At 60.1% G+C, this 15,276-nt stretch carries 15 protein-coding genes; 8 read left to right on the top strand and 7 right to left on the bottom strand.

Features of this window, described 5'->3' with window-relative positions; translation table 11 throughout:
- Positions 1-149: 149 nt before the first annotated feature.
- Together ACZRKZ_RS18445 and ACZRKZ_RS18440 are read right to left on the bottom strand one after the other, a co-directional pair.
- On the bottom strand, positions 150-782 hold the full coding sequence (locus ACZRKZ_RS18445) for a TetR family transcriptional regulator (protein ID WP_463969137.1): 633 nt from the start codon (positions 780-782) through the stop codon (positions 150-152).
- A 151-nt stretch (positions 783-933) separates the two neighbouring features.
- Positions 934-1,353, bottom strand: a complete 420-nt coding sequence (locus ACZRKZ_RS18440; protein WP_463982375.1) for a hypothetical protein — start codon at positions 1,351-1,353, stop codon at positions 934-936.
- A gap of 368 nt (positions 1,354-1,721) precedes the next feature.
- Between ACZRKZ_RS18440 and ACZRKZ_RS18435 the strand changes: the two genes are divergently transcribed.
- Positions 1,722-3,791: an AsmA family protein gene (locus ACZRKZ_RS18435; protein ID WP_463982374.1), complete on the top strand. Its 2,070-nt coding sequence runs from the start codon at positions 1,722-1,724 to the stop codon at positions 3,789-3,791.
- A 51-nt stretch (positions 3,792-3,842) separates the two neighbouring features.
- On the opposite strand, the gene ACZRKZ_RS18430 is transcribed toward ACZRKZ_RS18435, so the two are convergent.
- Together ACZRKZ_RS18430 and ACZRKZ_RS18425 are read right to left on the bottom strand one after the other, a co-directional pair.
- Positions 3,843-4,373, bottom strand: a complete 531-nt coding sequence (locus ACZRKZ_RS18430; RefSeq protein WP_149411123.1) for a ferritin-like domain-containing protein — start codon at positions 4,371-4,373, stop codon at positions 3,843-3,845.
- 99 nt (positions 4,374-4,472) lie between these two features.
- Complete coding sequence (locus ACZRKZ_RS18425) at positions 4,473-5,384, bottom strand: LysR substrate-binding domain-containing protein (protein ID WP_463969141.1); 912 nt, start codon at positions 5,382-5,384, stop codon at positions 4,473-4,475.
- Between the two features lie 124 nt (positions 5,385-5,508).
- On the opposite strand from ACZRKZ_RS18425, the gene ACZRKZ_RS18420 reads away from it, so the two are divergent.
- The gene (locus tag ACZRKZ_RS18420; RefSeq protein WP_463982373.1) at positions 5,509-6,150 is read left to right on the top strand and encodes an FMN-dependent NADH-azoreductase; all 642 of its coding nucleotides are present in this window, start codon (positions 5,509-5,511) and stop codon (positions 6,148-6,150) included.
- A 144-nt stretch (positions 6,151-6,294) separates the two neighbouring features.
- Entirely contained in the window at positions 6,295-7,185 is an 891-nt protein-coding gene (locus tag ACZRKZ_RS18415; protein WP_463982372.1) for an esterase/lipase family protein, read from the top strand.
- Here the strand turns inward: ACZRKZ_RS18415 and ACZRKZ_RS18410 are convergent.
- Positions 7,182-8,072 (bottom strand): DMT family transporter, encoded by an 891-nt coding sequence (locus ACZRKZ_RS18410; protein WP_463969144.1) that lies wholly within the window; start codon positions 8,070-8,072, stop codon positions 7,182-7,184. The genes ACZRKZ_RS18415 and ACZRKZ_RS18410 overlap by 4 nt on opposite strands.
- A 97-nt stretch (positions 8,073-8,169) precedes the next feature.
- Here ACZRKZ_RS18410 and ACZRKZ_RS18405 point away from each other — a divergent pair, with 97 nt between their 5' ends.
- From ACZRKZ_RS18405 to ACZRKZ_RS18395, 3 genes are all read left to right on the top strand, one after another.
- The gene (locus ACZRKZ_RS18405) at positions 8,170-8,958 is read left to right on the top strand and encodes an AraC family transcriptional regulator (RefSeq protein WP_463969229.1); all 789 of its coding nucleotides are present in this window, start codon (positions 8,170-8,172) and stop codon (positions 8,956-8,958) included.
- A gap of 71 nt (positions 8,959-9,029) precedes the next feature.
- Positions 9,030-9,332: a PsiF family protein gene (locus tag ACZRKZ_RS18400; protein WP_133101470.1), complete on the top strand. Its 303-nt coding sequence runs from the start codon at positions 9,030-9,032 to the stop codon at positions 9,330-9,332.
- Positions 9,333-9,508: 176 nt separating this feature from the next.
- The gene (locus ACZRKZ_RS18395; RefSeq protein ID WP_133101471.1) at positions 9,509-10,522 is read left to right on the top strand and encodes an AI-2E family transporter; all 1,014 of its coding nucleotides are present in this window, start codon (positions 9,509-9,511) and stop codon (positions 10,520-10,522) included.
- 133 nt (positions 10,523-10,655) lie between these two features.
- Here ACZRKZ_RS18395 and ACZRKZ_RS18390 read toward each other — a convergent pair whose 3' ends face one another.
- Positions 10,656-11,924, bottom strand: coding sequence for an Hsp70 family protein (locus ACZRKZ_RS18390; protein ID WP_463982371.1), 1,269 nt, complete (start codon positions 11,922-11,924; stop codon positions 10,656-10,658).
- 299 nt (positions 11,925-12,223) lie between these two features.
- Between ACZRKZ_RS18390 and ACZRKZ_RS18385 the strand changes: the two genes are divergently transcribed.
- A complete protein-coding gene (locus tag ACZRKZ_RS18385; RefSeq protein WP_463969146.1) occupies positions 12,224-13,168 on the top strand; it encodes a DnaJ C-terminal domain-containing protein in 945 nt (314 codons plus the stop codon).
- A gap of 2 nt (positions 13,169-13,170) precedes the next feature.
- The gene (locus ACZRKZ_RS18380; RefSeq protein ID WP_133101474.1) at positions 13,171-13,479 is read left to right on the top strand and encodes a chaperone modulator CbpM; all 309 of its coding nucleotides are present in this window, start codon (positions 13,171-13,173) and stop codon (positions 13,477-13,479) included.
- A gap of 26 nt (positions 13,480-13,505) precedes the next feature.
- Here ACZRKZ_RS18380 and ureC read toward each other — a convergent pair whose 3' ends face one another.
- Positions 13,506-15,206, bottom strand: coding sequence for an urease subunit alpha (ureC, locus tag ACZRKZ_RS18375; protein WP_463982370.1), 1,701 nt, complete (start codon positions 15,204-15,206; stop codon positions 13,506-13,508).
- Positions 15,207-15,276: the final 70 nt, after the last annotated feature.

Below are 15,276 nucleotides of genomic sequence, written 5' to 3'. Positions count from 1 at the left end.
ACCGGTGTTTAATCCACAGCGGCATCCATCATGTTCAAGCCATTTGTGTGTTTAATCATGGTCAGCCTGTTTTTGGCCAACTCGCCGGCCTGGGCCACTATTGCGCCGCGCACTACCGCCAAACGCTTTCATGTGGTGCGCTAACCTAGCTACTCGGTGCTGCCCAGTCCTTGCCAGTGCTTGAGGCCGATAAAGATAAAGCGCAACTGCTGGGTGATTTTGGCCTGTGGCGTCAGGTGCGCCGGCAGGGCTTCGGCTGGCGGGTCGATGATGTCGGGCAGGGTGGCAAACACGCTTTTGACGATCAGGTCGGCCATGACGTGCAAACCCTCGGCATCCAGATGTTGCAGCTTGGGCATCAAGGTCAGGTCGGCCGCAAGGTCCGAGGTGATGTCTTCACGCAAGGCACCGATAGCTTGGCGTACTGCCAGGCAGCCACCGTATTGTTCTCGGGCCAGGAACAGGAATTGCGAGCGGTTAGCGGCTACGACGTCGAGAAAAATTCGCACCGAGGCATCGATGATGCCGCCCATGACGAACTCGTTATGACGCACCAGGCGAATCGTTGCGCGAAAGGTTTGGCCGACTTCGTTGACCAATACCAGGCCCAATTGATCCATATCGGCAAAGTGGCGGTAGAAACCGGTGGGCACGATGCCAGCGGTCTTGGCCACTTCTCGCAGGCTCAGGCTGCCGAACCCACGGCCACACTCCATCAAATGGCGGGCTGCGTCCATCAGGGCGAGGCGGGTCTGTTGCTTCTGTTCGGCGCGGGGCAGCATTGGCAGGCAGGCTTTGTGGACAAGGACAGCGTCGCACTCTAGCAAAACAACTTTACTGGCGTCGAACTTGAGGCGTGGCAAAGGTGTTGCGGATCATACAAAGTCAAAGCCCGATCCAGAGATCGGGCTTTTTTCCAGGGCCAGCACGGGCTTAGCTCGCTGCTTGATGCAGTTCTTGCAGACGGTCAGCACCGCCTTCGGCAACAGCGTTACGTTCCATCAGACGATCAGCACCGCCTTCAACCAGGCCTTTCTGTTCCAGGCGATCACGGCCGCCTTCGGCAACAGCGTTACGTTCCATCAGACGATCAGCACCGCCTTCAACCAGGCCTTTCTGTTCCAGGCGATCACGACCACCTTCGGCAACGGCGTTGCGTTCCATCAGACGATCAGCACCACCTTCAACCAGACCTTTCTGTTCCAGGCGATCACGACCACCTTCGGCCAGGGTTTGGCTGATGTGTGCGGCGTCAGTCTTGATTTGTGGGGTGACCTGTTCAGCGGCTGGCAGGGCAAATGCGCTGGTAGCCAGGACGGACAGTGCGAAGCTAAGCAGTAATTGGCGTTTCATGAGAGGTTGCTCCTTGGGAGGGCGATAAATTGGGTACAGGGCTAATGCTACTCTCGATAAGTTGATATAAAAGTTCATAAAGACAATGGTAATAATCAACAGAATTGATTGTTCTCGGCAAAGGCTCTAGATCCGGCCTCTCAAGCACGGGCTTTTGCACCGTGCTGGGTATTTTTGACACGATCGTGGGTAACAACGGTGCGCCGTCGATGATTGAGATTGTCCGATTGGTCAGGAAAAGCGGTTTTTTCAGCTTAATTGGCGCTTGGGTTAAACCCCCAGGCTGTTTGTCAGTCGTAGCCATATAGGCTGTAGTCCTAAGGTGCGCCGCAACGCGCACGCTCAGCCGTATTCAGGAGCCCTGTGCAATGACGCGCACTCGTAAAATTCTCGCCTGGAGCTGCGCCAGCTTCGCTCTGTTAATTGCCGTCATGGTATTGATCCTGGTGTTCTTCGATTGGAACCGGATCAAGCCCTCCCTCAACGCCAAGGTCTCCGAAGAGCTGCATCGTCCCTTTGCCATTAATGGCAACCTGGCCGTGGTCTGGCAGCGCGAGCCTGACGAAGGTGGCTGGCGCGCCTGGATTCCCTGGCCCCACGTAGTGGCCGAGGACCTGACCCTGGGCAACCCCGAGTGGTCGAAAAAACCGCAGATGGTCACGTTGAAACGTGTGGAGTTACGCATCGCGCCGTTGCCATTGCTGGCCCAGCGCGTGGTCATTCCGCGTATCGACCTCACCGAACCGAGCGCCGAGTTGCAGCGCCTGGCCGACGGCCGTGCCAACTGGGCCTTCCAGTTTGACCCCAAGGACCCGAATGCAGAGCCGTCCAACTGGGTGGTAGACATCGGCGCCATTGGTTTCGACAAGGGCCACGTTACCCTCGACGACCAAACCCTCAAGACCCAGCTCGATGTGTTGATCGACCTGCTGGGCAAACCGATTCCCTTCAGTGAAATCGTCGGTGATAGCGACACCAAAAAAGCCCAGGAGAAGGGCTCGGTGCCACAGGATTACGCCTTCGGCCTCAAGGTCAAAGGCCAATACCACGGTCAGAAACTAGCCGGCACTGGCAAGATCGGTGGCCTGCTGGCCTTGCAGGACGCGACCAAGCCGTTCCCGCTGCAAGCCCAGGTGAAGATCGCCGACACGAGCATTGCCCTGGCCGGCACCCTGACCGACCCGCGGAACCTCGGCGCCCTGGATCTACGCCTGAAACTGTCCGGCAGCAGCCTGGGCAACCTGTACCCGCTGACGGGCGTCACCCTGCCGGATTCGCCGGCCTATTCCACCGACGGCCACCTGATCGCCAAGCTGCATGAGGCGGGCGGTGCGTCGTTCCGCTACGAGAACTTCAACGGCAAGATCGGCAGCAGTGATATCCACGGCAACCTGGCGTACGTCGCCAGCCAGCCGCGGCCCAAGCTCAGCGGTGCGCTGGTGTCCAATCAACTGCTGCTGGCTGACCTTGCGCCCTTGATCGGCGCCGACTCCAACGCCAAGCAAAAAGCCCGGGGCGGGATGAGCAAGCAGCCGGCGACCAAGGTGCTGCCGGTGGAAGAGTTCCGCACCGAGCGCTGGCGCGACATGGACGCCGATGTTGAACTCACCGGCAAACGCATCGTCCACAGCGCCGACTTGCCGTTCACCGATCTCTACACGCATCTGGTGCTCAATGATGGCGAATTGAGCCTGGAACCCCTGCGTTTTGGCGTGGCCGGCGGCAAGCTCGACGCGCAGATTCGCCTCAATGGCCGCGTCACGCCTATGGACGGTCGGGCAAAACTGACGGCGCGCAACTTCAAGCTCAAGCAGCTGTTTCCCACTTTCGAACCGATGAAAACCAGCTTCGGTGAGCTCAACGGCGATGCCGATATCGCCGGGCGTGGTAACTCCGTGGCGGCGCTGCTGGGCAGTGCCAATGGCGATCTGAAGATGTTGATCAACGACGGCGCCATCAGTCGTAGCCTGATGGAAATCGCCGGGCTCAACGTGGGTAACTACGTGGTCGGCCGCCTGTTTGGCGACAAGGAAGTGAAGATCAACTGCGCGGCGGCGGACTTCGGCATCAAGACCGGCCTGGCCACCACTCGGCTGTTTGTGTTCGATACCGAGAACGCCATCATCTACGTTGATGGCACGGCGAATATGGCCAGCGAACAACTGGATCTGACCATTACACCCGAGTCCAAAGGCTTTCGGCTGTTTTCCCTGCGTTCGCCGCTGTACGTCGACGGGCCATTTATCAAGCCCAATGCCGGGGTGAAAGCGGTGCCGTTGATGTTGCGGGGGGCGGGGATGGTCGCACTGGGTGTGATCGCAGGTCCCGCTGCCGGCTTGCTGGCGCTGGTGGCGCCAAGTGGCGATGAGCCCAACCAGTGTGCACCGTTGCTGCAACAGATGAAGGAAGGCAAGGCCCCGAAGACGGTGAAAGGCTGAAGCGGTGGTGATCACTCCCACGCTCGGCGTGGGAATGATCGTGGGAAAGGTTTACAGGTCCTGCAGAATATCCGCCATGTCATCGGCGTGTTCTTCTTCCTGGGCCAGGATGTCTTCGAAGATCCGCCGGGTGGTCGGATCTTTATCGCCGATGTACTGGATGATCTCGCGGTAGCTGTCCACCGCGATCCGCTCGGCCACCAGGTCTTCGTAGACCATTTCCTTCAAGGTATTGCCCGCAACGTATTGCGCGTGGGAATTCTTCGACAGCAGGTCCGGGTTGAATTCCGGCTCGCCGCCCAACTGCACGATGCGCTCAGCCAGCTTGTCGGCGTGCTCCGCTTCCTGCTTGGCATGCTCCAGGAACTCCTCGGCGGCGACATGGGCTTTAATGCCGTTGGCCATAAAGTAATGACGCTTGTAGCGCAGCACGCAGACCAGTTCCGTGGCCAGCGACTCGTTGAGCAGGCGCAGGACTTCCTGGCGGTCGGCGTCGTAGCCTTCGGTTACGGCGCCGTTCTCGACGTTCTTGCGGGCGCGCGCTCGCAATGTGGCTACGTCAGACAAATGTGAGTCAGTCATCTCATTCTCCTCAGGGCGATATCCGGTTTGCGCCACGCTCTGACGGCGTGATCGCTCCAAGTTGTGAGTGCCGCGTCACACAAAAAGTTTTATCGGATGTCACTGCGCGTGCCCGGACAGCCGCGCCTCCTCCTGTAACCACTGGAAAAACGCCCTGACCGGTGGATGCCGCTCGCGTCCAGGTACGCACAGCGCGCTGTAACCCGCGCCGTCGACGCTGACCTGGGGCCTATAAGGCACCAGCAAACCGCTGGCCACGCTTTGTGAAACCAGGATGTTACTGGCCAACACCAGGCCCTGGCCGGCAATCGCCGCTTGAAGGGCGTAGTGCTCTTCGTCGTATTCGCGTATCGGTCTGGCTTGCTGCAGCCAATGCTCGCCGGCCTTGTCACACCAGGCTTGCCAGCCCAAGGCGTAGAGCTTGGAGTTGTGCCAGCGCACGCTGATCAGCGTCGGGGCCTGAGTGCTTGCCAATGCCACTTGTTCGGGTGAGCCATAGACCGCGAAACACTCATCGAACAGGCACAGGCTGTACAGGTTGAGGTAATTGTCGAGACTGTAGCGAATCACCAGGTCGATACTGGCGTCTTGTTGCAAATCCACCACGTCGCAGTGGGTGTCCAGGCGCAGGTTGATCCCCGGATGAGCGGCATAAAAACGCCCCAGCCGTGGCACCAGCCACAGGGCGGCGAAGGCCGGCGTCGTGGAAAGCGTGAGGTTGCCGACGCTGCGTTGCGGGCGCAGGGTGTCGACGCTTTGCGCTACCTCCAGCAGCGCGCCGTGCAGGCTGTGGAACAACCGCTCGCCACATTCGGTCAGCCTTACCTTGCGCGGCAGGCGTTCGAACAGCGCCACCCCCAGCCAGGTTTCCAGGGAGCGGATCTGATGGGACACCGCCGTCGGCGTCACTGACAGTTCCAGGGCTGCCGCCTTGAAGCTGAGCAGGCGCGATGCGGATTCAAAGGCGCGCAGGGCGGTGAGGGGCAGCGAGGCAAACATGGCGGGCTCCATGGATGATTTTATTTCATCCGGCGTAACTATTGCTCATTTGTTGGGTGGACTCGACAGCACTAGTTTGCTGGTAAGAAAGTCGACCATTCAGGTCGCCTGAGTCTATCCCGTGAAGGTCTTGCAGATGAATAGAATGCTTGCGATCCATGCCAGCCCCCGTGGCGAGCGCTCCCACTCCCGGCGCCTGGCGGAAGTGTTTCTCGACACCTGGCAAACCGCCAACCCTGATGCGCGGCTGACCCGACGCGAAGTCGGTCGGGCCTTTATCCCCCATGTCAGCGAAGCTTTCGTCGCGGCGAACTTCTACCCCGAACCCCATACGCGCCCCCTGGCCATGCAGGCAGACCTGCAATTGAGCGATGAACTGGTGGGCGAGTTGATCGGTCACGACCTGTTGGTGATTTCCACACCGATGTACAACTTCGGCCTGCCCAGCGGGCTCAAGGCCTGGATCGACCACATTGTGCGCATGGGTCTGACCTTCAACGTCACTCAGGACAGCCAGGGCATTGCCCAATACCAGCGTTTGCTGCTGGGCAAGAAGGCGCTGATCATCACCAGTCGCGGCGGCAGTGGGTTTGGCCCGGGGGGCGAGAACGAAGCGATGAATCACGCTGATCCACACCTGCGCACAGCCCTGGGCTTTGTTGGCATCGACGACATCACTGTGATTGCCGCCGAAGGTGAAGAGTCCGTCGTAGAGGCGTTCCGCCGCTCCAGTGATGAAGCCGAGCGCCAGTTGCGCGTGTTGGCGCGGGCGTTCTGAGGAGGCCTGGACTTTTCTACTGATCACCGCCGCAGTGGTGGGGCTCAAGTAATGTCATGAGTTGGTCGTTAATTCGTCATATTGGTTTGCCGGTGGTTCGTCTAGGATGGCGCTCATCGGCTCACTTTCAAGGACGTTCGCCCCATGCCACAGTCATTGGCAACACGTTATCCCCTGGTACTGGTGCCGGGCATGCTTGGGTTTGTGCGCCTGGTGGTGTACCCGTACTGGTACGGTATTGTCCCGGCGTTGCGCGCGGGCGGCGCGCAGGTCGTTGCGGTGCAGGTGGCGCCGCTCAACTCCAGCGAGGTGCGTGGCGAGCAGTTGCTGGCGCAGATCGAGACGATTCGCCGGGAGACTGGTGCCGATAAGGTCAACTTGATCGGCCATAGCCAGGGCTCGCTGACGGCGCGTTATGCGGCGGCAAAGCGTCCGGAGTGGGTGGCGTCGGTGACGTCGGTGGCCGGCCCCAATCATGGCTCGGAACTGGCGGATCACATCCATCGCCATTACCCGGCCAACAGCGCCAAGGGCCGAATCATGAGTGTGGTGCTACGGCTGATTGGTGCCGTGATGAGCCTGCTGGAAACCGGTTACCGCGGTCCGCGTTTTGCGGCGGATATCCACGCCTCTCATCAGTCGCTGACCAGTGAAGGCGTGGCCCTGTTCAATCGCCAGTATCCCCAGGGGCTGCCGGATACCTGGGGCGGGCAGGGCGCCGGGGAGGTCAACGGGGTGCGTTACTACTCCTGGTCCGGCACCTTGCAGCCGGGCAAGACCGATCGCGGGCGCAACCTGCTGGACGGCACGAACTGCAGTTGCCGGTTGTTTGCCCGCACATTTGTCCGGGAGAAAGGCCAGTGCGACGGCATGGTCGGGCGCTACAGTTCGCACCTGGGAACGGTGATCGGCGATAACTACCCGCTGGACCACTTCGATATCGTCAACCAGTCACTGGGGCTGGTGGGCAAGGGCGCGGAACCGATCCGGTTGTTTACCGAGCATGCCCAGCGGTTGAAGGCTGCCGGGATTTAGCCAGCAACCCTGACCTTGCCCCCAATCGGCGTGGTCCAGCGCTCCGACAAAATCACCCCACCCAAGGTCAGCACTCCGCCCACCAGGTGATACAGCGCCAACTGCTCCTTCAGCACCACCGCCGCAATCAGCGCGGTAATCAATGGCAATAGATTGAAAAACAATGTGGTGCGGCTTGGCCCCAGGGTCTTGACCGAATGCATCCAGGCCAAGGGCGCGATCATCGAGGCTAGCAGGCAGGCGTACAGCACCAGCGGGATATTCGACCAGCCCAGTCCGGTTTTTTCGGATACGAGGAATAGCGGAAACAGCACCACCACCGCCACCAGCACCTGCAAATACAGCAACACCAGCGGTGGCAGGCGCAACTGCCATTTTTTCAGCAGCGTGCTGTAGATCGCGTAGGCCAGTGTGGCCACCAGCATCATGCCGTCACCCAGGTTCAGCCCGTGTTGCAGGAGTGCGCCAAGGCTGCCGGACGAAACCACCACCAGCACCCCGGCGAACGACAGCACGGCACCGGTCAATGCACCCAATGTCAGGCGCTGGCCGAGGCTGATGATGGCGGCGGCGAGGGTCATCAGGGGCATCAGCGACAGGATGATGCCCATGTTGGTGGCCGTGGTCAGGGTTGCGGCGTAATACGCCAGGCTCTGATACACCGCCATGCCCAGCACACCGAGGATGAAAATCTTGCCCAGGTTGGGGCGAATCAACGGCCAGTTGGCAATGACCGGCTTGAGCATGAATGGGGTGAACAGAATTCCCGCCAGCAGCCAGCGGTAAAAGCCGATCTCGGCGGGGAAGATCGAACCCACCGCGAGCTTGTTGATCACGGTATTGCCAGCCCAGATAAAAATGGCCAGTAACGGATAAGCGTATTGCATCGAAAGGAACCAGAAACGTTAGTGAGCGATGATTATCCTTTGTCTGGATCGAAGCCTATACTTCGATCCGGCCATCCGACCTTTGAATCCAGACAATATGCGCAAGAAGTACATCAACCTTCCCGATTTCGCCGCGCTGCCGGCCCCGGTGTACTTCCGCTACTCCGAATTCGAGGCCGACACCCACGCCAGTGCTCACCAGCACGCCTGGGGCTCCCTGGATTACTCGGCCCGTGGCGTGATGCGCTTTGAAGTGGCCGGCAGCCGCTTCATGTCGCCGCCGCAATACGCAGTGTGGATTCCGCCGAACACCCAGCATAGTTCCTACAACGCCCAGGCAATTGTCTACCGCTCGGTGTATCTCGCGCCGGAACTCTGCGAACAACTGCCCAAAGCGCCGTGCACCTTGACCATCAGCGACATCCTCAAGGCGATCCTCAGTGATTTCGCCGAGCGCGACGTGAACATCCCTCAGAACGATGCCGACGTGCGCCTGGCCCAGGTTTTGGTGGATCAACTCAAGCAGGCGCCGGTGCATGATTGTTTCCTGCCTTACGCCAGCAACCCCGGCCTGCTCAGCGTGCTGGAAGGGATGCAGGCTGCGCCTGGCGACAACCGGCCGTTGGCGCAGTGGGCGGTCCAGGTGCATGTCAGTGAGCGCACCCTGGCCCGGCAATTTGTTCGCGAACTGGGCATGAGTTTCGGCGAGTGGCGCCAGCGCCTGCGTTTCCTGGCGGCCATCGAATTACTGGATAGCACCCGCAGCGTCCAGGAAGTGGCTTTTGACTTGGGCTACAGCACCGCGTCGGCCTTTATCGCCATGTTTCAGCGCCAGGCCGGCTGCACGCCGGAGCACTATCGACGGACGAATATACGTAGCAGGTGAAGGTGTAACAGGCTTTGTCTACACTGCAGGGGAGGCCGTGCTCCTCGGCACGGTAACAGGGAGAAAACTCCATGAAGATGTTGCGTATTCCGTTGTTGATGATGGGCTTGCTGATCTGTTCCCAGGGTTTTGCTGCAACTGCCCAGCAAAACAAAATGACCACCTGCAACGCCGAAGCCACCACCAAGACGCTCAAGGGTGATGAGCGCAAAGCCTACATGAGCACCTGCCTCAAGGCCGCCCCGGCTGCCAACGATGCCAAGACATTGACTCCCCAGCAGCAGAAGATGAAAGACTGCAATGCCACCGCCAAGACCAAAGCCCTGGCAGGTGATGCGCGCAAGACCTTTATGAGCACCTGCCTGAAGAAATAATAGCCTCGTGCCATAGAAGGCTGCGACACTCGCACACAGCCCTCTGTAGGCGCGAGCTTGCTCGCGATGAACGTAAGATCAGTGCGTTTATTCAGAATGAGCGCGTTATCGTTAACGCCCATCGCGAGCAAGCTCGCTCCTACAGCATCCTTTAATGCCGTTCGTTTTGAGGCTGTATGCCAACGTTTTCTCAGCGTCATGTGTTGTTACTGGCCAGCTACATCATCATTTTCGGCGGGTTATTGCTGGTACTGCCGTTGAAGCTGCTGCCCAGCCTCTTGGCCGGCCTGTTGGTCTTTGAACTGGTCAATATGCTCACCCCGCAGTTGCAGCGGTTGATCGAAGGTCGGCGCGCGCGCTGGCTGGCGGTGGCATTGCTGGGCACCTTGATCGTCAGCGTGCTGGCGCTGGTTTTTGCCGGCGCCATCAGTTTCCTGCTGCACGAAGCGGAAAATCCCGGGGCGTCCCTGGATAAATTCATGGGTGTGGTAGACCAGGCGCGTGGGCAACTGCCGCCGTTCCTCGATGCCTACCTGCCCGCCAGCGCCGCTGAATTTCGCATCGCCATCGGCGAATGGGTCAGTAAGCACCTGAGCGACTTGCAACTGGTGGGCAAGGACGCGGCGCACATGTTTGTGACGCTGCTGATCGGCATGGTCCTGGGGGCGATCATGGCCTTGCAGCGCGTGCCAGATCTGACCAAGCGCAAACCCCTGGCGGCGGCCTTGTTCGATCGCCTGCATTTGCTGGTCCAGGCCTTTCGCAACATCGTCTTCGCCCAGATCAAGATCGCCGCGCTCAACACGGTATTCACCGCCGTGTTCCTGGCCGTGGTCCTGCCGCTGTGCGGGATTCACCTGCCGCTGACCAAAACCTTGATCGTGCTGACCTTCCTGCTGGGCTTGCTGCCAGTGATTGGCAACCTGATGTCCAACACCCTGATCACCATCGTCGCGCTGTCGCTGTCGATTTGGGTCGCCGTGGCGGCGCTGGGTTACCTGATCGTGATCCACAAGGTGGAATACTTTCTCAACGCACGCATCGTCGGCGGGCAGATCAGTGCCAAGTCCTGGGAGTTGCTGTTGGCGATGCTGGTGTTCGAAGCAGCCTTCGGCCTGCCGGGGGTGGTGGCGGGGCCGATTTACTATGCGTACTTGAAGAGTGAGTTGAAGCTTGGGGGGATGGTTTAGGAGCAGCGGCACGCTGTAGGGGCGAGCTTGCTCGCGAAAAACTCGAGAGCGCCGCGGTTAACCAGCAAGCCCGCGTTAGCGTTCACCACCTTCGCGAGCAAGCTAGCTCCTACAGCTTGACGCTTGCTTCTAGTCAGTACCCGTAGCGCTTGCTCGCCTCAATCGCGAGACCACTGCCAATACTGCCAAAGATATTACCTTCCACATGCCGCGCGTTCGGCAGCATCGCCGACACACTGTGGCGCAGCGCCGGAATGCCGCTGGAACCGCCGGTAAAGAACACCGTGTCCACTTGGGCCACATCCACCGAGGCATCGTCCAGCAATTGGGTGACGCTGTTGCGGATGCGTTCGAGCAGGTTATCGATGGCCGACTCGAACAACGCCCGGCTCAATTCAACGCTCAGGCCCGGCTCGACCCGGTCGAGCAGCACATGGCGGCTCTCGTCGCGGGTCAGTTGGATCTTGGTTTCTTCCACTTCCATCGCCAGCCAGTGTCCTGCACGTTGCTCGATCAACTTGAACAGGCGGTCGATGCCGCCGGTGTCCTCGATGTCGTAGCGCATGCTGCCCAGGGCCAACTGGGTCTTTTGCGAGTACACCGAGTTGATGGTGTGCCAGGTCGCCAGGTTCATGTGATGGCTGGTGGGCATGTAGGCGCCGCTTTTCATGCGGCTGCCGTAGCCGAACAGCGGCATCATGCCCTGCAGGCTCAGTTGCTTGTCAAAGTCGGTACCGCCGATGTGCACGCCGCCGGTGGCGAGAATATCGTCGTGGCGGTTGTCCAGGTCGCGCCGCTCAGGCGACAGGCGCACCAGGGAGAAGTCAGAGGTACCGCCGCCGATATCGACAATCAGGACAAGCTCTTCTTTTTCGATGGTCGACTCATAGTCAAACGCAGCGGCAATCGGCTCGTACTGGAAGGAGACTTCCTTGAAACCGATCTTGCGGGCGACGTCCACCAGAGTGTCTTCGGCTTCCTTGTCGGCCATCGGGTCGTCGTCAACAAAAAACACCGGGCGGCCCAGCACCACTTCTTCGAACTCACGCCCGGCGGTGTTTTCGGCGCGCTGCTTCAACTGGCCGATAAACAGCGCCAACAGGTCCTTGAACGGCATGGCCGTGCCCAAAATGCTGGTGTCGTGTTTGATCAGCTTGGAACCCAGCAGGCTCTTGAGCGAGCGCATCAGGCGGCCTTCGTAACCTTCCAGGTACTCGTGCAGCGCAAGGCGGCCGTAGACAGGGCGGCGCTCTTCGAAGTTGAAGAACACCACCGAAGGCAGGGTGATTTTGTCGTCCTCCAGCGCGATAAGCGTTTCCATGCCGGGGCGGATCCAGCCGACAGTGGAGTTGGACGTGCCAAAGTCGATGCCACAGGCACGGGCTGGGGATAGGTTTTTCATGTCTTTCGGGTTCCGGTTGAAAAACGGCCGCGCAGTGTATGTCACCCACGTTCAGATGCGTAGGCCGACTATCCGCTAAATACAACGGACTTGTTACCTTGAAAGGTCAGCGTTTGCCCCCAAATCCCCTCCATACGGTTGGTGGCTGACGCATTTATCAAGATTGCTCGTCACGCCGCCGATAAACTTCTGACGCACCCCTCGGTCACAAGATTGAGATCGGCCAATCCAAACGCCGCAAACAGGCGCATGCTGTGCCGCTGGCAGTGCGATATCGATAACGGATGGTGATGCCCCCGATGGACTTCAAAGACTATTACAAGATTCTCGGCGTAGAGCCGACAGCGGACGACAAGGCGATCAAGGCGGCCTATCGCAAGCTGGCACGTAAATATCATCCCGACGTCAGCAAGGAAAAGGATGCCGAAGCCAAGTTCAAGGACGCGTCCGAAGCCTATGAAGCGCTGAAAAGCGCCGACAAGCGCGCCGAATACGACGATTTGCGCAAATACGGTCAGCATGGCCAGCCGTTCCAGGGCCCGCCAGGCTGGCAGAGCCGTGGCGGCTATGGCGGCAGTCAAGACACCGGCGATTTTTCGGATTTCTTCAGCTCGATCTTTGGCTCGCGTGGCAATGGTTTTGGTGGTGCCCAGGGCCATAGTGCCGGGCGTCGAGGACAAGATGTGGAAATGGAGTTGCCGATCTTCCTGGAAGAGACCCTGTCCAACGAGTCCAAGCCGATCAACTTCCAGGTGCCGCAGTACAACGCGGCGGGCCAGCACGTCAGCAACACCACCAAAAGCCTGAACGTGAAGATCCCGGCCGGTGTGGCCGACGGCGAACGCATCCGCCTCAAGGGCCAGGGCGCGCCGGGCATTGGCGGCGGTGCCAATGGCGATCTGTACTTGATCATCAAGTTTGCGCCTCATCCGAAATTCGATGTGGAAGGTGAAAACCTGATCATCACCCTGCCGCTGGCTCCGTGGGAGTTGGCGCTGGGCACGGAAGTCGCGGTACCGACCCTCACCGGCAAGATCAACCTGAAAGTGCCGGCCGGCAGCCAGAACGGCCAGCGCATGCGCGCCAAGGGCCACGGCTTGCTGAACAAGGCCGGGCAGCGCGGTTATCTGTTTGTGCAACTCAAGGCGGTCATGCCCAAAAGCGCCGACGACGAGGTCAAGGCGTTGTGGCAGGAACTGGCGAACAAGGCCGCTTTCGATCCGAGAGAATCATGGAGTAGCTAACGATGAGCAGTCCCCACGTGGTTCAAGTGAACATGACCGAGTTTTGTGAGGCCACCGATTTGTCGGTGGCCTATGTGATCGAGATCGTCGAGCACGGCATCCTTGAACCGGAGGGGGCGAGTCCCGAGTCCTGGCGTTTTACCGATTACGAGTTGGCCGTGGCCAAGCGAGCGTCGGCGTTGCGCAAGGATCTGGAACTGGAGTGGGAAGGCGTCGCCCTGGCGCTGGACCTGCTCGAAGAGGTCCAGCAACTGCGGTCCGAGAACCAGATGCTCAAGCAGCGGTTGGGGCGGTTGGTGCAAAACCCCTGACGCGGCTCACGTCTGCCGATGACCGGTCAGAACAGAAAATACCGCTGGGCCATCGGCAACACATCCGCCGGTTCACACCACAGCAGCACCCCGTCGGCCTTGACCTGATAGGTCTGCGGGTCGACTTCGATGTCTGGCAGGTAGTCGTTGTGGATCAGGTCGGTTTTCTGCACGTCCCGGCAGCCTTTGACCACCGCGATCTGCTTCTTCAATCCCAGTGCTTGTGGCAAGCCGTCCGCCAGTGCCGCCTGGCTGATAAAGGTCAGGCTGGTAGCGTGCAGCGAGCTGCCAAAGCTGGCGAACATCGGCCGGTAGTGAACCGGTTGCGGCGTGGGGATCGAGGCGTTGGCGTCGCCCATGAGGCTTGAGGCAATCGCTCCGCCCTTGAGGATCAGGGTCGGCTTGACGCCAAAAAACGCCGGGCGCCACAGCACAAGGTCGGCCCACTTGCCCACTTCGATGGAGCCCACTTCATGGCTGATACCGTGGGTGATCGCCGGGTTGATGGTGTACTTGGCGATGTAGCGCTTGGCGCGGAAGTTGTCGTTGCCCTCACCGTCGCCCGGCAGCGGGCCGCGCTGCTTTTTCATCTTGTCGGCGGTCTGCCAGGTTCGGGTGATGACCTCGCCGACGCGGCCCATGGCCTGGCTGTCGGAGCTGATCATCGAGAACGCGCCGAGGTCGTGGAGGATGTCTTCGGCGGCGATGGTTTCGCGGCGGATGCGGCTTTCGGCGAAGGCCACGTCTTCGGCAATGCTCGGGTCCAGGTGATGGCAGACCATCAACATGTCCAGGTGTTCGTCGATGGTGTTGCGGGTGAACGGCCGAGTCGGGTTGGTAGAGCTGGGCAGCACGTTGGGCAAGCCACAGGCCTTGATAATATCCGGCGCATGGCCGCCCCCGGCGCCTTCGGTGTGGTAGGTGTGAATGGTGCGGCCCTTGAAGGCGGCGAGGGTGGTTTCGACGAAGCCGGATTCGTTGAGGGTGTCGCTGTGGATCGCCACTTGCACGTCGTACTGGTCAGCGACCGTCAGGCAGTTGTCGATACTCGCCGGCGTCGTGCCCCAGTCTTCGTGCAGCTTCAAGCCAATGGCGCCGGCCTTGACCTGTTCGATCAATGGCTGCGGCAGGCTGGCGTTGCCCTTGCCGGTAAAACCGATGTTCATCGGGAACGAATCCGATGCCTGGAGCATCCGTGCCAGGTGCCACGGGCCCGAGGTGCAGGTGGTGGCATTGGTGCCGGTGGCTGGGCCAGTGCCGCCGCCGATCATCGTGGTGACGCCGCTGGTCAGCGCTTCCTCGATTTGCTGTGGGCAGATGAAGTGCACGTGGGTGTCGATACCGCCGGCGGTAAGGATCATGCCTTCGCCAGCAATCACCTCGGTGCTGGCGCCGACGCAGATGGTCACGCCGGGCTGGATATCCGGGTTGCCGGCCTTGCCGATGGCGGCGATGCGGCCGTTTTTCAGGCCAACGTCGGCCTTGACGATGCCCCAGTGGTCGATGATCAGCGCGTTGGTGATTAGGGTGTCGACCACTTCAGCGGCCAGCAGTTGGCTTTGGCCCATGCCATCGCGGATCACTTTGCCGCCGCCGAATTTCACTTCCTCGCCGTAGGTGGTGAAGTCTTTTTCCACTTCCACCCACAGCTCGGTGTCGGCCAGGCGGACCTTGTCACCGACGGTGGGGCCGAACATGTCTGCATAAGCTTGGCGGGAGATTTTCATTGGAAATCCTTGCGCATAGATGAGGTTCTACACTGATTTATTCTGGCAAACCGGCTTGTGTGGCGAACGG

The organism is Pseudomonas sp. c313 (assembly GCF_055407145.1).
Note: the sequence above shows the minus strand (reverse complement) of the source record. Positions and strands in the feature narration are given on the sequence as shown.